The organism is Cohaesibacter marisflavi (genome assembly GCF_900115225.1).
In the GTDB taxonomy this organism is placed as follows: Bacteria; Pseudomonadota; Alphaproteobacteria; order Rhizobiales; family Cohaesibacteraceae; genus Cohaesibacter; species Cohaesibacter marisflavi.
On the sequence record NZ_FOVR01000024.1, the window covers coordinates 14,619 to 33,702 of the forward strand.

Genomic DNA, 19,084 nt, shown 5'->3' on the forward strand with positions numbered 1-19,084 from the left:
GCTGCATCCGTATTCCTTGGACCGAATCTCCAAAGGCAAAACGCGTTGAAGCTCGCTTCCCGGATCCGTCCGCTAATCCGTACCTCTGCTTCTCTGCTCTGCTGATGGCTGGCCTTGACGGCATCAGGAACAAGATCCATCCGGGCGATGCAATGGACAAGAACCTCTACGATCTGCCTGCTGAAGAACTCGAAGGCATTCCAACGGTTTGTGGTTCCCTGCGTGAAGCCATCGATTGCCTGAAAGCTGACCACGAGTTCCTGCTTGCTGGCGACGTTTTCACCAAAAGTCAAATCGAAGGCTACATCGAACTCAAGGAAGAGGAAGTCCAACTGTTCGAACACACACCGCACCCAGTTGAATTCGAAATGTACTACAGCTGCTAACTTGGCATTCTTATAGTATAACTGTTTAAGAGGGCTGACAGATGTTTGCTCTCTTTTTGTATTGTTTATTTCGTTCCATTTTAGTATTTATATTTACACCCCAACTATTGTCAATTTTAGTTGCAACGATGAGGGTGTGTGACTGATTTCACCTTCACGCTTAAGCGGGCCATTCGGACGTTAACTTCAGTGTTACTATTTCATGGCGTCTGAACGCGTTACTGACAGTCTCGGAGGATAGCGGCCTTTTCGCAGAGGGTGCATGATTCCGGTGATAAAGGCAGAACTAGTCATTCAAGAGGCTTCTTCCCCTCAGCACCTGCACACGGTTTATCATTTCCGATGCAATCATCAGAACAGGTTTCTCTTGGTAGACGCAACACTGTAGATAAACACAGTTGCTAGGATTACCCTTTAACTGAACCAGCAAGAAGCCCTCTTATGAAATATCGCCCCATTACGATATAAATGAACAAGACGGGAAGAGCCGCCAAGATTGAACCTGCCATCGGCAAATTCCAGCTGACGGCCTGTCCGCCTGCCAACTGGGCAAGACCGACTGTGATCGGATTTGCCGAGTGTCTCGTCAATGTGATTCCCCACAGGAACTCATTCCAAATCTGTGTCGATTGCCAGATGGACGTAACGACAAATCCGGGAATGGAAAGTGGGAAGATAACCTGAGTGTAGATAGAGAAAAAGCCAGCACCGTCCAAGGTCGCGGATTCGACCAATGAGTCAGGTATCTGCATGTAGAAATTTCGGAAAATGAGAGAGGTGATCGGCAGGCCATAGACAACATGCGCCAATATCAGCCCCGGCAAACCGCCATAGAGGTTCATTGCTCTCAATGTCTGAAACAGCGGGATAAGAATGACCTGATAAGGAATGAACATCCCGAATAGCAATAGCGTGAATATCAACTCGCTACCCTTGAATTTCCATTTTGAGAATACGTAGCCGTTGATGCTCCCCAGAGCGATTGAAATCGCTGTTGCGCAAATCGTCAGGATAAAGGAATTGATTATGTTCGGTTTCAACAAGGCGAAAGCTTCACTGAAGCTTTTCCAGTTTAATACTGCAGGGAAATCCCATGAATGGGGCAAACTGATTTCCGATGGATCTTTCAGAGCTGTGATCAATGTCAGATATGCAGGCAGCAAATAGACCACAACCAGAAGCAATAGAACCACATACAGGGCTACTCGAGACGGTTTGACCGTTTTCTTTTTCATGCTCTTTCGTCCTTATTGCGATAGCTGCTTATCAGATATGGAATGATAAACAGGGCAGCAAGGAAAAATAGAAGCATTGCAATTGCGGCCCCTCGAGCAAAATCATTGGCTCTGAATGTGGTCAAATACATATTCAGGGCCGGATGGCCGGTTTGACCATTATCAGGCCCAGTCATGGCGAAGATCAGATCGAACATCTTCAATGAAATATGACTTAGAATAATGATAGCCGAGATCGTAATCGGCTGGATCAGTGGAATGGCAATATGCCGATAATAGTTGAAGGTACTTGCACCATCCAACATCGCTGCATCACGCAGATCCTGAGAAATACCTGTAAAACCGGCGAGATAAAGCGCCATTGTATATCCGGAATACTGCCAGATTGTAGCCAGAATAATACCGGTCGTCGCCAGATTGAATCCGTGCTTTTCTTCCATAATCAGCGCTTTTGGCAACATATCGCCAAATAGATAAACCAGAATCCCGATGACAATACCAGCGACCAGCCATTTTGCCGCATGTTTGCTTCGCTTTCCCAGTAGCCACAAACCGATCACAATAAGTACAATACTGATAACATTAAATGCGAATGACAAAATGTTTTGCCAGTCAAACTGAAGGATTGACTGTGTACTGGAGAGCCATCTGAAATTGAACGGCTCGGCTCCGACATAGGTTGGGAGCACATTGACCCCGCCACTTGGCGCCAACAGCCAGCGCCAGATTGTACCGGTAACAATGAAACTCAACGACATTGGATATAAGAAAACAGTGCGAAAAAAACCTTCGGCTTTGGGCTTGTTATCCAGCAAGATCGCAATGAACAGGCCAACGCCTATGGCTCCGATGAGCAGGAATACCGAATAGAATATGGCATTGACCAAATCCTGCCTGAAGCCTGAACTCAGAAACCCGACAAACAAATCCTTGTAATTGTAAAAGCCGACATAATTTTTCTCCGGATTTTCGGATAATGCGCCAACTCCGCCCCAATCGGTCAGGGAGGTCCAAAAGGTATTTCCTATAAATCCATAGACAAAAATGCCAACCAACAAGATCGATGGCAGTAAAGTGACGCCAGCCAATATTCTGTCTTTTGATACTGTTCGCATTTTTCGCACGCCTGACATTGGGTTCTGCGTACCCTTCGGCACGCAGAACTTTTTATTCAATTATTGGCCAATTTTATTTTTGGTCGCAATTTGTTGCGCCAACTCAGCAGCAACCTTGGAGTCGCGTGTTTTCAGGAATGTTTCCATGACTGAAGCAAAATCATTCATGAAGCCTTCATTCGCAACAACGCCGTGTGCCAAAGAGCCAACGATTGTGTCTCTGGCAAAATCAGCAGCAGCTGACTCAGCGTATTTGTTATATTTAGACAGATCACTATCCTTGCGCGGTGAAATGGATCCCTTTAGTGGGTTAAACGCATCAGAGCCTTCTTTCGAGCCAAGCAATGCCAACCAGTTCAGAGCATTCTCCCGATGGACGGCGCCCTTTGGAAGTCCAAAACTGTCTGCAAGGAATATGAAATTACCGCTTGTTCCCGGTGATGGCAGCCAACCGAAACCGGTATTCGGTTCCAGTTTCTTGGTTGTATTCAGATAGCCTGCAGCCCAGTCACCCATAATGTTAAATGCAGCACGGCCATCTACGACCATATCGGTTGCCTGCTGCCACGAGAGGGAAGAAAAATCATCATTGGTATATTGCAGGATTTTTCCAAAGAGATCCCAGGCTGCTACACCTTCGGGACTATTGAACTTCAGATCGCCAGACCAAAGGCTTTCCCACTTTTCTGCGCCCAATGAAGCCAACGCGACAGATTCCCATAGGTGATTGGCTGTCCAATTTTGACCCATGGAAAGAGGAACTACACCCTGTTCTTTCAGTTTTGGTGCAACAGCAAGGAACTCGTCCCAGGTCTTCGGTGCCTCAATACCCCATTTTTCCAGATTTTTCGGGATAAACCAAATATCGTTTGACCGATGGATATTGACGGGTACAGACCAGATGCCCTTGTCGGTACCAATCAAGCTGACCAGACCTTCTGGGAAGATGTCTTTCCAACCCTGTTCGTCAAACAACGGAGTCAAATCTTCCATCCGATCTGATTTGACCCATGTTCCGATCAGTTCCTGTCCGGCATGAACCTGAAAAGAATCTGGTGGTTCTCCACCCAGCATTCTGGTTTTGAGAACAGCCTTTGCATTGACCCCCGACCCACCGGTTACAGTGGCGTTGATGAGTTTAGTATCAGGATATTTCTCATTATACAGCTTGATCAGCGCTTCCAGCGCAGGCCCTTCATCTCCTGCCCACCAAGAAAAAATTTCCAGTTCATTTTTCTGATCTGCTGCATAAGCGCTTGCACCCAATGTCAAGCCTAAAGCTGCTAAAGCACTTGTAAGTAATAGAGTTAGCTTTTTCATCTTATCCTCCCAGATAGAGTCATATTCGATCTGAAATGACCTTTGAGGTCATTTCAATCATGGCATCACCAATCCAATGCCAAATTTGTCTCTGGATCGAAAACAAACAACCGGTCCAGATCAAACCCCAGTTTCAGTGTCGTACCTGGATCGACTTTATGTCTGCCATCCAGTTCGGCAACCATCGAAGTACCATTGATGTCAAATTCCAGAAGCGATTGCCCTCCAACAATTTCTGAAAACAAGACCTGCACATCATATTGCCAGGCAGGGGAAAATTTATTTACGGCTTCTTCTGCGGCAATGGCGTCCGGTCTGATCCCTGCCAGTACTTTTCTCCCGATCTCCAGTGCTGTTTCATGAGGAAACGGCAGGAACATTCCGTTCTCACAGAGAATGCCTTTGGCTCCGCCCTGTTCGGCGACCTGCCCTGCCATGATATTGGTCGGGGGATTTCCGATAAATTTTGCAACAAATACGGTTTTGGGTTTTTCAAAAACCTCAATTGGCGTTCCAACCTGATGAATTGTGCCATCCTTGATAACGACAATTCTGTCTGCCAAGGTCATCGCTTCAACTTGATCATGCGTGACATAGATGGTGGTTGTCTTCATTTTGATATGGAGCTTTTTCAGCTCCATGCGCATTTGTGTACGTAGCTGCGCATCAAGATTTGATAATGGTTCATCAAACAGGAACACATCGGGGTCTCGAACGATTGCGCGTCCCATGGCCACGCGCTGTCGTTGACCACCTGAAAGCGCAGCCGGCTTTCGATCAAGATATGGCGTTAATTCCAGAACCTTGGCGGCCTGTTCCACTTTCTCTTTGATCTCATTACGGCTTAGCCCTGCCATTTTCAGACTGAAGCCCATATTGTCGAATACGTTTTTATGAGGGTACAAAGCGTAATTCTGGAATACCATCGCAACATTCCGCGATTTGGGATCTATATCATTTACGACCCGATCACCAATACGCATTGTTCCATCTGAAATTTCTTCGAGCCCGGCAATCATTCTCAGAATGGTCGATTTACCGCATCCGGAAGGGCCGACCAGGACAACAAACTCGTTGTCCTTAATGGCAAGATCTATACCGTGAACTGTTTCAAAACTGCCGTAGCGTTTAAATACCTTTTCCAGCTCGACTCTTGCCATGGCAGCCAACCTTCATTTGATTTGATACAATTTACGCAGCCTAATTTCTAACGAATGCCTAGCTCTGCTAGTACAAACCGAATTGTACTCAACCTATAGGTTCATACTGATCCTACCGGGGCAGCTAGTCAATGGTAGTCTAAGGAACATTTGGTAAGACCAAACAATACTCAACTTCTTAATCATCTAACCAGTCTCTGAACGGCTTCTAGTGCACTTGGGCAAGATGCCAGGTGCCTGCCAACCACGGACCTAATGGGCGCTGCGGATTCCGACGTATCCGCGCAGTCATTCCAACAACATCCGCGCACCCATTCCGGGCTATCCGCGCGGCTCTGATGCATTGCCGTGAGGCGGTTGATTTTTGTTATCAGTTTTGGCCGGTTTCGTCACCCATATTGGCGTGAGTTTTTCGGAAGGATTGGCCCTCTAGTTCGATGCGATAGGCGTTGTGAACGAACCTGTCGAGGATGGCATCAGCGAAGGTCGGCTCACCAATGACATCATGCCATGTGCTGATGGGGAGTTGGCTGGTGATGAGCGTCGAGGGGCGCGTCGCAAAGTTTCAATCAGGCCCTGTTTGTGCTGTGATCAGCGTCATTTTCATGCTTCGTTAACTTTTTGAAGTCCAAAGAGGAGAGCAATGAGATCATTCTGTTCGCGAACGGTCCATGTCTCCGCGAAGTCGAAGCCCTTCTTAAGCCACAGCATGGCTTCGAAACCAGCGATGGTTCGTCTCGCAGCATGGAAGGATCGGAAACCACCAATCCTGGGCATATTCTTCTTTACCCTGAAATGATCACTCTCAATACGCTGCTGCAGATGCTTGGTAACATAATGGACTGGGTCCGGCCGCAGGTGGCCTTTGTCGACCGATTGTTTGATCGTTGACGGGAATGTGTTGGCACCGTCAGTGCCGATCTTGCCCGGCGACAGGAGCGGCTCATCCTTGAGCATTTTGTTGAAGAAACGCTTTGCTGCATCAAGATCTCTATTGGCGGTGAGCAGAAAATCCACGGGATTGCCGTGCTTATCTATGGCTCGGTACAGATATTTCCACTTCCCCCGCACCTTGATGTAAGTTTCATCCACCCGAATAGACCCGCAATGGGGTTTGCGAAACCGACGCAACCGTTTCTCGATCAAGGGAGCGTAGGTCAGAACCCATCGGTTGATTGTGCTATGGTCAACTTCAAAGCCGCGCTCAAGGAACATTTCTTCGAGATCCCGATAGCTCAACGGGTAACGCAGATACCAAGATACCGCCTGAATGATCAGCCACGCCTCAAATTGTCTGCCTTTGAAGTCATCTTTCGATTTTCGTTTCAGCTTTTCGGCAATGGCATTGAGAATCATACGACGCTCCTTCAATAAATCGGAGCACCTTCTCACCGCACAAATCTCAAATCCTGGTTAACGACAAAAGTTTGCGACAGGGCCGTTCAAAACGATGAAAACAGCGTATGCGACCATCAAGGGATTTGAGGTTATGCGCGCCTTGAGAAAGGGGCAGGCCAATCATTTCAATCTCTCAAATGACATCCTTGGAGAAGCTCGGATTGTCGAGCGGGCCTTTGGTGTTGGTCCGGGAGCTATAGCAGAGGCTATCACTCTGCTCGAGAAAAGAGCATCGAGCTCTATGGCCTAAGTGGCAGCCGGACTGAGCCTCTCGACTGCTCCTCAGAGTTTTTGCAACAGAGCCCAACAGTAAGCTGTGCAGCATTATCAAAGAGATCGCGAAGGGGCTTGTGGGGTTCTCAACCGACAACGACACGCTTGGCGATGCATACGAGTACCTGATCGGCGAATTTGCAGCTGGGTCGGGCAAGAAGGCGGGCGAGTTCTATACTCCTCAGCAGGTCTCCAGCATCCTTTCAGAGATCGTTACCCTGGATAGTCAAGACCCCGCACTTGGCAAGAAGGATCACATCGACAGCGTGTTCGATTTCGCCTGTGGCTCCGGTTCTCTGTTGCTGAACGTGCGTAACCAGCTCGGGCCACGCGGTATCGGCAAGATCTATGGCCAAGAACGTAACATCACGACCTACAACCTGGCCCGGATGAACATGCTGCTTCATGGGGTCAAGGATACCGAGTTTGAGATTTTCCATGGCGACACCCTGACCAATGACGGGGACATGCTGAGGGAGGCAAATCCCGCTAAGATGCCACGCTTCGATGCGGCGGTTGCAAATCCACCCTTTAGCTATCGTTGGAATCCTGCGGAGGCTCTTGGTGAAGATGCTCGCTTCAAGAACTATGGTCTTGCACCAAAATCTGCCGCCGACTTTGCTTTCCTCTTACATGGTTTTCACTATCTGAAAGAAGAAGGCACTATGGCAATCATCTTGCCGCATGGTGTGTTGTTCAGAGGCGGTGCCGAGGAAAGGATCAGAACAAAGCTCCTAAAGAACGGCCATATTGACGCCGTTATTGGTTTGCCCTCGAACTTGTTCTTCTCTACAGGTATCCCCGTCTGCATTCTGGTGTTGAAGAAGTGCAAGAAATTTGATGACGTCTTGTTCATCAATGCCGCTGGAGCGGATCGTTTCAAGAAGGGCAAGCGCCAAAACAAACTAGAGCCTAAGCATATTCGCGACATAATCGAAACATATCAGTTCCGAAAAGAAGAGGATCGCTTCTCTCGACGGGTTGATATGGTTGAGATTGAAGAAAAAGGTTTCAATCTCAATATTGCAAGGTATGTCAGCTTAGCTGAAGCCGAGAAAGAAATTGACCTGGCTCAGACCAATCAACGGTTAAAAGATCTGGAGGAAAAAATTTCGACGGCGAAAGCGGCCCACAATGTATTTCTTCGGCAACTCAGATTGCCCGATTTGCCGTAAGGGGGCGGAGATATCGGCATAGAATTTACGCTGTGCACCGCACCTACTACCTTTGCTTGATTGTCTGCTAATGAGATGTTGCAATGCAGTATCTGTTGGTTCACGGCTGTCCGGAATGGGCCGCGATTACTAGTGAGGAAACCTGTCTCATATATGAAGGAGCGCAGCTTTATCGCGCTCAAGTGGATTTGTTCGCTCGATCGTGACAGGGTCGATTTCACGCATCGTCAGCTGAGCGTTCACTCTGCGAGCAGCAGGGCCTGCCCGAAACCACTTTAAGGCCGAAGCTAAGTTGAAGCGCGGGCGACGCTGACCCATCTTCGGTTTTGATGCCTCGATCAATACCTCCATCACCTCATCAATCCGGTAAAGGCCGCCTGCGACGGGAGGGGGCATCTTACGCTGTTGGAGCGCTTGACGCTTCACCTCAAGTTTCTCCGCAACATCCACGAGACTCACTAGGTCAGGACGGACCTCGCGTAGGATCGTGCCTGCCGGAAGCGCTCTGATCAGCGTCCGAGCCGCTTCAAGGATTGCGCTCTCAGCATCATCCCCTTCGGTTTCCAGTTCGACCCCAAGCACGCCGGCATGACCGGTACCTACGAGAGCATCCTCAAAGCCCGCTTCGAACACAGCATCGGACAGCGCAAACGCATCGTGCTCACCTTCGGGGAGGGCAAAGACCAACTCGAATTCGAATTCCTCAGCCATCGGTTTTTCCTTCGTCCTTCTTTTCAAGATTCACACAGGCCAGAGCCTTCTGTCGGATCTTTTTCGCAAACTGCTGCGGATTCTTCGGTGTCGACCAGACTGACATCTGGCAATACTCACCGCAGCGGCATTCCTTATCATTAGTAGGGCAGCGGAGAATCCCCCATGCATGTCCTTTGCCTTCGATCATGGCCCATCCCAACTTTTCGAGCTCTTGGATGACGGCCTCGATTTCCTTCGACGTGTGCTTTTTCCTCGGCACCAAATATACTCCAGAAAATTAAATTGTCAATCGACAAGTTAATTTGTCGCTAAAATGTAACTGCAAATCGTGCTTGATCCTCAGCTCCGCATTTTTGATGCTCTCCTGTCATCTGTTCGTTGAAAATGTTGCACTTGATTCAAATGGCAGGAATGAGAAAGTGTTTCTCGAACATAGCTAACTGGCGAAAGTCTGAATAGGGCCGCGAATGCAAAACGCAAGCCTAGATGAGCGGCTTTCATCATTACGCATCGCACTCGACCGCTTGGGGCCGCAAACGCTAAAAGCGCCACATCTTGGTAGCCGAAAAAGCATCTCTCATTGAACGGATATTGGCCGCAGCATGTTGTCGGTATCAAGGTTGATCGCGCTGCGCCAGAGCGGGGTTTTGAATACATGACATATTTGCTTGCTGCCTCCTTCTTCACGTGTCTCCACCAGCAACCCAGCCCATTCGAGCGGACGAAGTACACAGGCTGAAAACACAGCCATCTCTCTCCACCCTGCAGTGTGCCAATCTTGCGGCTCACCGTAGAAGATTTCGAACAAGGCAGCCTCGGTCGTGCCTTGATCGGCTTCGACGTTAATCACATTCATCCAGACCTCCCACTTCCCGAAGGGACGGTTTTCAAAGCGTGCATAAGAAGAGTGATCCATCTGAAGCACAAAGTATGGGATCAACTCGGCAAACAGATGGCCAGGAGATTGCGCCAGCTTTATGCCCCGCTTGGTCGGTCGAAACTCACCCTTGAAGTGGCGTCCCAGACGCAGGGAAATGAGCAGGAAATGGATAATCTCGAGCGGGGGAAACTCATATTCATTGATTACCTTGTTATAGCGGAACATCTCTTCTGCGCTTTTCCCTGGCCAATCGAAATTCTGGACGGCCCAATGCACGAAAACCCGCTTGAAGGCTTTGGTTTGGGTTAGACCGATTGATCCATTCGTCTGGGCATATTGCAGAGTCAGGAGAGCGCCCCGCAGCAGAGGAGAATGCGCGAGATCGGGATGGTCATCAGAAAGGGTGCTGAATTTGATCATACCAAGATACTGCCACATACCGAGTTGCAGTTCCATGATGTTTGCATGGTGTAAATGCATATCTCCTTCGGTTGTTCAACCGCGGAGAATAGCCGGATGTATGGGGGTGCTGCAGCACGTCGACTTGCTGCTGATCGTCGATCGAAGGATAAGATTGCAAAACTGAGCCTGTAGGATTTTTCCGATTGATAGTGCGCTGCACCAGACCGTTATGAGTCCAAAGAAACCGTAATCAGCACCACATACTTGACACCTGAAAGACGTGCACGACATGCTGGAGGGCAGAGGAAACTAATTGGAAAAGGAAATTGGATGGATTTTTCTGTCAATGCAGACGGTGCGAATGAGCAAATTGTCAATCTGTTTTCTGCAACGTTCACCGCATCTGAGGGAGCCGACGAGGGGGACTTGATCGGAACTCTTGTGAGCAACCTGTTGGGCAGCACGCAACCACATGATATTTATGTTTTCACTGCAATCGATGATGGGGAGATAGTCGGCGGGGCCATCTTCACTCGGTTGCTCTATGCAGACGATGCCCGTTCTGTGTATATACTTTCTCCGATGGCCGTTGCGACCAACAGGCAAGGGGAAGGGGTTGGGCAAGCTCTCCTAAACCATGCATTGGCTGTGTTGCGTGATGACGGCGTCGCGGTGGCGATCACCTACGGTGACCCAACTTTCTATGGCAAGGTAGGGTTCCTGCCGCTCGACGAAGACACTGCCGCGTCGCCCTTACCACTTAGTGTTCCGGTGGGATGGGTCGGCCAGTCGCTAACGGATAAGCCATTGCTCCCTCTCAAAGGCAAATGCACTTGCGTCAGCGCGCTGAATGATCCGGCCATCTGGTGAAGACGAGTTCATCGCCTGCAAAGATCCTCGTCTAATACCGGCTTTGTCCGCCAACCTGACAGCAGGTTCGTGAATATGCTGCAGTTCGCACGAATGCCCGGAATGGAGTAACGCCTTGGCACGACCATGCCCCATCCAACTTTCTCTTGAATAGTACCATTAATGATACTATATTGGGCATGTGAAACAGATAGACAAAACCCTCAAGGAAATGGAGAACTCGCCACAAAATGTGCGGTTCTCAGATTTGGCAGCTGCGTGCGAGCACTATTTTGGCGCGCCCCGCAATCAGGGAACGAGTCATCATGTATACAAAACACCTTGGTTGGGTGATCCGCGGGTGAACATTCAAAAAGGCAAAGGCGGAAAGGCGAAGCCTTACCAAGTGAAACAGGTGCTAACAGCGATTAGAAGATTGGAGGGAAAGGACGATGGTTGACCATAAACACTACACCTATCGCGTTACATGGTCTGACGACGATGAAGAGTATGTGGCTCTTTGCGCCGAGTTCCCAAGCTTGTCATATTTGGCCCCAAAACAAACTGCAGCGCTTAAAGGTATGATAGATCTTGTTGGCGAGATTATTGAAGATATGCAGGCCAATGGAGAACAGGTCCCCGAGCCAATTGCTGAGCGCAGATTCAGTGGTAAGTTTCAGGTTCGTATACCACCAGCTCAGCATCGAGCCCTTGCCATTCAGGCGGCAGAGCAAGGAGTTAGCATTAACCGCTTGGTCTCGGCCAAGTTGACTGTTGCTTAACACTTATTTGCCTTCAAAGAAGGAAAACAAAAAGGCGAGGGATTCCCGCCTTTTCCGCACTCGGGTAAAAGCATTAGGGCTTCCTGCTTTATCGCGAGCGCCCCTTGCTTTTCGGGCGTTGAACCCGCTCTTTGGTCTTCGGCGCCTTGCCACCAAAGAAGATAGAAAGATAGGCTTGCTGGATGGCTAGTGCCTCGTGAACCTCGGCATTTTCCCCTGCAAAGGATTCCAGAAACTTCCTCCATCGACGATGCTTTTTTTGTTTCCTGAATCTCTTCCAAGCACGATGCTTTTTCAGGGATGGATCGAGCGGTTCCCTTTTGTAAGTCCGATCCTTATCGGTGTTCAGGCCGATCCGGCTATTGTCGATGGCGACATAGGAGCCAAAGCGCTTTTCAAGTTCCGCTTTCGAGAAGGACCGGTCCACATTGCTTGCCTTGTCATGTACACCTGTTCCTTGATCGACAAAAACAAGACCATTTCCGCGCTTCTTGATGACCACACCAAGCACGTCGAGCTTTTCGTGGAACTCTGCCCAGGAAGAAGACGCATCGCGCAGGATCTTGAGAAGATCCTTGTTCTCCCTGAGGAAGGAGGAGAAGGATTTTTCCCAAGTGAACCCCTCCATATCCTGCGCTTTGGTGTTGGTCCGCTCTTTCTTTTCTTCACGGCCCTTTTCCGGCCTGAGACCATACCTCTTCTCTAGAACCATGCAGGTTTCCTGCAAGATTTTAAAATCGCGATAAGGGGTATGCATTTTGAAGGTTTCCGGATGCACTTTGTTGAACATGATATGCATATGGAAATTGTCGGTATTCTTGTGCGTACCAACTACCCGCTGATGGTCAGAGAACCCGAGAGCATCGGCAAATTCCTTCTCGATATCTTTGAGAACATCAATGTCCGGCTTTTCACCTTCAGCAAAAGAGACGACAAGGTGATAATTGGGATCTGCCTTGCTGGTATGGTTCATGCCCTGGGTGGCATTAATTTCGATAATTGCAAAATCGATATCCTCCAGCTCTGTGCCTGCATCACAATTTGACATCCAAAAGCTTTCGAGCTTTTCGCCCTTCTCTTTTGCATCGGCGATATAGCGAATGAGTCTGCTAGCGCCACGGGTATTTTTCAGGGCCGTCCGTTTTGCAATCATTTTCCAACCAACCGTATCTTGCGTTCTATCTGTTCTGTAAGTTGGCGGGTCTCTTTGAAAATTTCCTGCATTTCGGCAACAAGAAGGCCGTTCTGGATCTCATTCATTCCCTTGAGCTGTAAATTGCCCAACCGCGCTAAATCGGCCCGCAGCTTCACCAATTCTCGAGTTAGCTCTTTAGCCGACGTATCCGGTAGCCTGCCCCTCATGAAAACAGTTAGGAGTAGCTTGGATTGCGAAACATTGGCTTTTTTCGCCAAGGCTGCAATCTTTTCTTTCTCGTCTCGGGTAGCAAAGACCTTTATGAATTTTCGCGGCTCCTTCTCGGGCAAGTTTCTCATCGAGCCATCTCCCTAGTTCGCCCTAGATTCTTATCTTGGCTACGGTTTCGAGAGAGAGACAAAAAAACCTGCCGCAGCGCCTCTTCCAGTCCTTTAAGGCCCCGCTCTGCATGAATGTCGTTCCAGTCTGTAAGGCCTTTGGCCTTTTCTTTGCGGGTCAAAGGAGGAGCGATCAACTTACCATTGACCGCCTTTGCCGCTTCCCGACCCTTTTCGAGGCCAACATTGGGAAGGCCTCGCAGTGGTAACTGGTGGTCATTATCAGCTGCTATACAGATCTGAAGATCGGGATATTTTTCCCGAATTTCCTTGGCGACCTTGACCAGATTGCCACCATCAAAGGCGACAAGCGTAGGAAGGCCGGTTGCTTTGTGAACCGAGGCCGCCGTTGCATAGCCTTCCGCAATGAACAACGCTTTGGCAACGTCACTTTCAAGCTGACGCTTGGGATCAATCACATGGAACAGCCCTTCCTTGCGACCGTTCTCAAGGAAGAACTTGTCTTTCCCAACGAACTGAACGTTATGCAGACGCCCGTTTGTGTCACGAAGCGGAATAAGCAAGCGGCCATCGTCAAGTGCTTTGACACCATATCCGTCAACGCCTTTGCGCTTGAGATAGTCGCACCTCTTCTGAGTTGCCCAGTGGGGGGCATTCTTCCAGATCCCAAAGGCGTTTTTTGCAGCAGCATCCCGCTCTTTCGCGAGATCTTCTGCTTTCTTTTCCCGATTATGCTCGGCCTGAGCCATGACAGCTTCGCGCTGCTCCCGGCTCATTTCAACGGCCTCCCCACGCCATTGCAGGGTTTCATCTCCCTTGAAGAGCTTTAATTGCCCATTGGGAACACCGCCATCATCAAAGCCGCGATAGGAGGCATTGCTTTTTCGCTCGCCATTGATGGTCACACGGTGCCACGAGCCGTCCATCTCTGGTTCACCTCTAAGGTCAACATCATGACTGCGCAAAAAGCTGGCAAACTGAGCACGTAGATCCTGCGTGCTGCGCGTATTGTTCGGCAACCATTGTTGCAAGGCATCAGATAGTTTTTCTGAAGGGGCATACCAAAGCTTCCTTGAATTATCGAAGATTGCCCCTGCTTTGTCAGCAGCTTTTCGCTCGGCATAGGGAACTGCAAGGTAAGTTCGTTCGTTTGGCATTTCGAAAATCTTTCAAATTGAAAAAGGCAAGGTCTACGCGGCTTTGGGAGGAACCATTTGGGCTCGCGCAAGTAGATCCTTGTCTTGAAAATACAGAAGCTGACGACCATAGATCGGCGAATAGCCAGCTTGGAAAATCAGCATATCGCCGGCTTTCGAAATGGAGCCATTTGCCTTCTTCTGTAGACCTGGCAGCGCCATACATTCATCCGATGTCAGCAATGGGCGGGAAATCTCAGCAAGGCTTTCCGAATGGGAGGCTCCCAGTTTGTCGGTACGCCAACTGGCTGACGTGCGTTTCTGGATAATGGTCGTCTTTCCTGCCATGTCGGATAGAAGCCGTGCGGTTTCCAAGGTATTCGGAGCATAGGCAATGCGAACATGGCAGTTCGACACGATGGATTGCTCCCGACCATAGGCCTTTTGCAACTGGGTCAAATCCTGCACGATAATGAAGGCCTTAAGGCCATAACCGCCCATGAAGGCAATAGATTTCTCAAAGATCTCCAACTTGCCAACAGAGGTGAACTCATCAAGCATCAAGAGCATCCGGTGCTTGTAATGCTTGATAGATCGTCCCTCTTCAAAAGCCATGTGCGATGTGAGGCGGGTTAGAAACTGGTTGAGCAAAATCCGCACCAACGGGCGCAGCCGGGCAATATCCGAGGGCGGAATGACGATGTAGAGGGTCGTTGGTTTCTCCGCATTCATCAGATCCGCAATCCTGAAATCCGAGGCTGAGATATTGTTCGAGACAATGGGATCGGAATAAAGGGCGAGCTGGGACGTTCCGGTTGAGTGAACGCCAGAGCGTTCGTTCGATGAGCGCTTGCGCATCCGTGCGGCACCAATGCGGACCTCATCATTGACGATCTTGCGCCCTTCATGATCAAAGGCTTCCATATCGCGCAACAACCGGTCGAAGCTATCATCCTCTTCAGCATTTGATGGCTTTGCGGCCAATTCACCAACCGTCTGTCCAATACTCTCATCATCACCGATAGACATGAACTGACGGACATCGGCCAGTGTGGCGGAGCGCCTTTCCTGGATCTTGATGCGATACAAAACATGGAGAATTGCGGTTGAAAGCCATGCATAACCCTCTTCCTGCCAGAAGTCCTTAAGCCCGGCTCCATCAGGGTCAATGATCATGATTGCGATATTCTGGCAGTCGGCAATCTCGTAGTCGGTGCCAATGCGCACTTCTTCAAGAGGGTTGTATTTGGCTGATCCTGAAACAGCAGCCGGATCAAACCGAAAGACCCTCTGGCCTTGCGCGGCCCGCCAGCCCGCAGACAAGGCATAGTTTTCTCCCTTGATATCAAGAACAAGAGCGGATTCCGGCCATGAAAGAAGGGTTGGGATGACAAGCCCCACACCTTTACCAGATCGGGTCGGTGCAAAGCAGAAAACATGTTCCGGACCGTCATGGCGAAGCGCCCTGACCGATCCTCGCTTGGGCCATCCTCCGACAACAACACCCTGATCGGACATCAGGCCGGAACGTTTGACATCTTTTGCCGTCGCCCATTTCGCGGACCCATGCAGATCCTTGGTATTGCGATCACTGCTAATAAGAGACGAGCTGGCGCGTCTGTCTGCCCATGCAGATATGCCCATCACGACAGCAAATACCCCCAGTCCATAATAAACCGGATAGAGAATTTCGTTCGGCACTTTCACTAGAGGATGCTTGAACTGGTCAAGCAGCCATAACCACCACTGAGGATTGGCAAAGTCAAAGCCAAAGGAATAGCGCCAGCTTCCAATGATGGTGACGACAAGGAGGACAAAACCAATGACACGAATGATCGGACCCATGATATCTCCTCACGCTGCAAGGTTTTCGCCATCAGGCGTCAAGCGTCGCAGAATATAGCGGTCATTCTTCATCTCGTAGATTTCAGAGACAAAGCGACGGCCATCATTGGTGCGGCGAATATGGACCACCAGATCAATCAATCGGGACATGAAGCCAGCAGCATCAGGAAGGATCTGTCCGGATGCATTGATGTTCTCCTGAAACCTTGAAGGCACCAGAGCGGCGCTTTCGGCGTGAACCGTACAGAGCCAGCCGCGCGCGCCCGTGTTGAGCACGTTCAAAGCAGCAAATGCATTCTGGGTTGATATTTCCCCGAAGATGAGATTGTCCGGCGAGATACGCATTTGATGGTCAAAGAGCTGTTGCCAGTCCATGAAACCAGCACCGGCTGCCTTATCACGCGCAGCAATCAGGGAAACCCCGTTGTAAAAGCGGTCAGTTTCCAGCTCCAGGGTATCTTCAGCGCTGACCACGCGCCGGTCATCAGGCAAGAAAGACAGGAACTTGTTCAGCAGCGTTGTCTTACCGGTATTTGTTGATCCGGATATAGCTATGTTCCATTGGTTTCTAAGTGCATTCGCGAGATAGGCAATATGGTGACTATCAAGGCCCATCATTTCCAGAGACACGTCGTAAGGGTGTTTCAAGCGAATAGCCAAGGACATATCAGAGGCAACGGAGTTGCCAATCAGACATTCAAACCGATGATTTCCGGGAAGACGTGCCGAGAGTTTGGGCGCGGTATCGGGATTATATTCAATCCCGGAAACATGTGCCAATCCCATGCAGATTTCTATAATCCGCTTTCGGGTTAGCTCGGGCTCGGCCACCCGTTTATAACGTTCACCCTCACTTCTCATTTCAAGGATGATTTCGCCAACTTTCTTTGATCGCAACTCAACCACTTCGGGATTGTCATAGTGGCGGGAAAGGGGTTTGAGCAGCCGTTGAAGCAGCAGATCGGACATAGGTGCCCCCCAAAAATAGTCAATTGTCAGAAGAGAGGTACGGCGCATGAACGCGCCGTACTAGCTAAGAGGTCAATCATTCCGATTGGGGCGACAAACACCTTGTGTCTGCCTATGATCAACATCAGCGACATATGGCCTGCCACGCTCTTCGCTGGTGTAGTCTGAAGTGCCATCAGGATATTGAATACGATGCCTCGTCAGAACCGCCTTGTAATGCTCAAGGGTTACAGTCATATCGACATAGGTGGTATTGTATCGAACCGGAGGGCAATGTGGCGAACCAGTAGAAGAGATCCGGGTCGGCAGATTAGTCTCAATAACCGCTAAGGTACCAATAGCAATATCCTGTCCCGTAGAGTCCACCACATGAACACCTCTTAGAGGGGTATCGGTACGCACTTTCTGAGACGTGATTACGTCCTTAACGTAAACTTCAGCAGTCTCGACCGTTCGTACACATTTGTCACCCTTGTCTACGACTGCTCCATCACCGAGAGGAATTGCATATTCGGTACCGTCAGGTCGGGTGTAGATGTCCCTTTTATTGCTCGGATAAAGAAGATTGCAGCCGTCATAGTAGGCCCGTGAAGAATCTTCCACTTCCTCGATACCATCGTGGGTGTATGGGATCTTTTCAGCTCCATCCGCCAGATAGGCAGACTCAATCTGCTTTTCGACCCCGTCGGCATTCAGAGTGATTGAGATAAGCTTTTGAGCATAAAGCTCCTCGTCATTGTTCTTCCAACCATCAAACATCCGAACACACTTATCGCCCTTGTCTACGACTTCTCCATCACCGATAGGAATTGCATATATGGTGCCGTCAGGTCGGGTGTAGATGTCACTTTTATTGCTCGGATAAAGAAGATTGCAGACATCATAGTAGGCCCGTGAAGAATCTTCCACTTCCTCGATACCATCATGGGTGTATGGGATCTTTTCAGCTCCATCCGCCAGATAAGCAGACTCAATCTGCTTTTCGACCCCGTCGACATTCAGAGTGATTGAGATAAGCTTTTGAGCATAAAGCTCCTCATCATTATTCTTCCAACCATCAAACATCCGAGCGCACTTATCACCCTGATCTTTGGCAGCTCCATCACCAACAGGAACTGAATATTTGGTGCCATCAGGGCGGGTGTAAACGTCACTTCGATCGCTTGGATAGAAAAGATTGCAGGTTTCATAATATGCCCGCTTGGGGTCTTCGGTATCCTCAAACCCGTTATAGGCATAGGAAATCTGGGCGGTCCCATCCATCAAATAGTTGGAAGCGATCGGATATTCGGTTCCATTCACATTGATGGAAATTGAAACAAGCTGCTGAGCATAAAGCTCGTCATCATTGTTCTTCCAGCCGGTAACGGTCACATCGTGCGGATAGGTCGTGCTATTGCTCATGCAGCCAGTGACATATTCGCGGCCAAGCTTGGTATCATAGTAAAAACGGGATTGACTGTATGAGACACCGGCACTCAAATCATGGGTCCAGTTACCCGGATCGTCACAGCCGTTGGTCGTCTCTTCGATCGTGGTGGTGGAATTTGCGGCATCAGGCACACAGGCGCTGATATATTGCGGCTTTCCATCGACCATGATCTGTGTGCGATACTGCTCGGTAGCGGTCCCTGCGGCCTTATCGACGAGAACCGGACAAAGGCGAATACCCCCTTCATAGAAAACCTTGGAATGCTGATATTTATTGCCGGTTTCCGTGCAAGGCGTCACCTGATAGTAATTGCCATCCTCACCTTCATAAGCATACATCACCATTTCCGATGAAACGCCCTTTGAAAAGTCATGCTTCATCGTGCAGCTGTAGCTATCAGCAACAAGCTTGTAAGGCTCCAATGGGGCTCGTCGCAAAGTTTTATGCAGGCCTTGTTTGTGCCGGAAACGGCCTCGTCTTCATGCTTCGTTAACTTTTTGAAGTCCGAAGAGGAGAGCA

The 19,084-nt window shown here is 49.4% G+C and carries 17 protein-coding genes and 3 pseudogenes; 5 read left to right on the forward strand and 15 right to left on the reverse strand.

Annotated features, from left to right (window positions below):
- A pseudogene (glnA, locus tag BM258_RS23255) lies at window positions 1–386 on the forward strand (glutamine synthetase); the annotation flags it as partial.
- Window positions 387–793: 407 nt separating this feature from the next.
- Here glnA and BM258_RS23260 read toward each other — a convergent pair.
- The 6 genes and pseudogenes from BM258_RS23260 to BM258_RS23285 form a co-directional block, all read right to left on the reverse strand.
- A complete protein-coding gene (locus BM258_RS23260; RefSeq protein WP_210186866.1) occupies window positions 794–1,528 on the reverse strand; it encodes a carbohydrate ABC transporter permease in 735 nt (244 codons plus the stop codon).
- An 89-nt stretch (window positions 1,529–1,617) separates the two neighbouring features.
- Window positions 1,618–2,736: a carbohydrate ABC transporter permease gene (locus BM258_RS23265; RefSeq protein WP_090075637.1), complete on the reverse strand. Its 1,119-nt coding sequence runs from the start codon at window positions 2,734–2,736 to the stop codon at window positions 1,618–1,620.
- A 60-nt stretch (window positions 2,737–2,796) separates the two neighbouring features.
- Window positions 2,797–4,056: an ABC transporter substrate-binding protein gene (locus BM258_RS23270; RefSeq protein ID WP_090075638.1), complete on the reverse strand. Its 1,260-nt coding sequence runs from the start codon at window positions 4,054–4,056 to the stop codon at window positions 2,797–2,799.
- Window positions 4,057–4,121: 65 nt separating this feature from the next.
- Window positions 4,122–5,216, reverse strand: coding sequence for an ABC transporter ATP-binding protein (locus BM258_RS23275; RefSeq protein WP_090075639.1), 1,095 nt, complete (start codon window positions 5,214–5,216; stop codon window positions 4,122–4,124).
- Window positions 5,217–5,586: 370 nt separating this feature from the next.
- Window positions 5,587–5,763, reverse strand: a pseudogene (locus tag BM258_RS23280) (ATP-binding protein); the annotation flags it as partial.
- A 56-nt stretch (window positions 5,764–5,819) separates the two neighbouring features.
- On the reverse strand, window positions 5,820–6,572 hold the full coding sequence (locus BM258_RS23285; protein WP_090075640.1) for an IS6 family transposase: 753 nt from the start codon (window positions 6,570–6,572) through the stop codon (window positions 5,820–5,822).
- A gap of 85 nt (window positions 6,573–6,657) precedes the next feature.
- On the opposite strand from BM258_RS23285, the pseudogene BM258_RS23290 reads away from it, so the two are divergent.
- Window positions 6,658–6,864 (forward strand): annotated as a pseudogene (locus BM258_RS23290) (IS6 family transposase); the annotation flags it as partial.
- Window positions 6,865–6,964: 100 nt separating this feature from the next.
- On the forward strand, window positions 6,965–8,062 hold the full coding sequence (locus BM258_RS23295) for a type I restriction-modification system subunit M (RefSeq protein WP_244544817.1): 1,098 nt from the start codon (window positions 6,965–6,967) through the stop codon (window positions 8,060–8,062).
- A gap of 147 nt (window positions 8,063–8,209) precedes the next feature.
- Here the strand turns inward: BM258_RS23295 and BM258_RS23300 are convergent, their stop codons facing one another.
- The 3 genes from BM258_RS23300 to BM258_RS23310 form a co-directional block, all read right to left on the reverse strand.
- A complete protein-coding gene (locus tag BM258_RS23300; RefSeq protein WP_090075642.1) occupies window positions 8,210–8,773 on the reverse strand; it encodes a hypothetical protein in 564 nt (187 codons plus the stop codon).
- Window positions 8,766–9,035 (reverse strand): hypothetical protein, encoded by a 270-nt coding sequence (locus tag BM258_RS23305; protein WP_244544818.1) that lies wholly within the window; start codon window positions 9,033–9,035, stop codon window positions 8,766–8,768. Before BM258_RS23305 ends, BM258_RS23300 begins: the two co-directional genes overlap by 8 nt.
- 318 nt (window positions 9,036–9,353) lie before the next feature.
- Window positions 9,354–10,112 carry a hypothetical protein gene (locus BM258_RS23310; protein WP_090075644.1) on the reverse strand — a complete coding sequence of 253 codons (759 nt, stop codon included), beginning with the start codon at window positions 10,110–10,112 and terminating at the stop codon, window positions 9,354–9,356.
- Window positions 10,113–10,388: 276 nt separating this feature from the next.
- On the opposite strand from BM258_RS23310, the gene BM258_RS23315 reads away from it, so the two are divergent.
- Window positions 10,389–10,928, forward strand: coding sequence for a GNAT family N-acetyltransferase (locus BM258_RS23315; RefSeq protein WP_090075645.1), 540 nt, complete (start codon window positions 10,389–10,391; stop codon window positions 10,926–10,928).
- Window positions 10,929–11,359: 431 nt separating this feature from the next.
- Window positions 11,360–11,689 (forward strand): type II toxin-antitoxin system HicB family antitoxin, encoded by a 330-nt coding sequence (locus BM258_RS23325; protein WP_090075647.1) that lies wholly within the window; start codon window positions 11,360–11,362, stop codon window positions 11,687–11,689.
- A gap of 88 nt (window positions 11,690–11,777) precedes the next feature.
- Here BM258_RS23325 and traI read toward each other — a convergent pair whose 3' ends face one another.
- The 6 genes from traI to BM258_RS23355 form a co-directional block, all read right to left on the reverse strand.
- On the reverse strand, window positions 11,778–12,842 hold the full coding sequence (traI, locus tag BM258_RS23330; RefSeq protein ID WP_090075648.1) for a TraI/MobA(P) family conjugative relaxase: 1,065 nt from the start codon (window positions 12,840–12,842) through the stop codon (window positions 11,778–11,780).
- The gene (locus tag BM258_RS23335; protein ID WP_090075649.1) at window positions 12,839–13,183 is read right to left on the reverse strand and encodes a plasmid mobilization protein; all 345 of its coding nucleotides are present in this window, start codon (window positions 13,181–13,183) and stop codon (window positions 12,839–12,841) included. Before BM258_RS23335 ends, traI begins: the two co-directional genes overlap by 4 nt.
- Window positions 13,180–14,340: a DUF5710 domain-containing protein gene (locus BM258_RS23340; protein ID WP_090075650.1), complete on the reverse strand. Its 1,161-nt coding sequence runs from the start codon at window positions 14,338–14,340 to the stop codon at window positions 13,180–13,182. The genes BM258_RS23335 and BM258_RS23340 overlap by 4 nt, the downstream gene beginning before the upstream one ends.
- A gap of 33 nt (window positions 14,341–14,373) precedes the next feature.
- Entirely contained in the window at window positions 14,374–16,164 is a 1,791-nt protein-coding gene (locus BM258_RS23345; RefSeq protein WP_090075651.1) for a type IV secretory system conjugative DNA transfer family protein, read from the reverse strand.
- Window positions 16,165–16,173: 9 nt separating this feature from the next.
- A complete protein-coding gene (locus BM258_RS23350; RefSeq protein WP_090075653.1) occupies window positions 16,174–17,133 on the reverse strand; it encodes a CpaF/VirB11 family protein in 960 nt (319 codons plus the stop codon).
- A gap of 72 nt (window positions 17,134–17,205) precedes the next feature.
- Window positions 17,206–18,903, reverse strand: a complete 1,698-nt coding sequence (locus BM258_RS23355; RefSeq protein WP_139229375.1) for a hypothetical protein — start codon at window positions 18,901–18,903, stop codon at window positions 17,206–17,208.
- Between the last annotated feature and the right edge of the window lie 181 nt (window positions 18,904–19,084).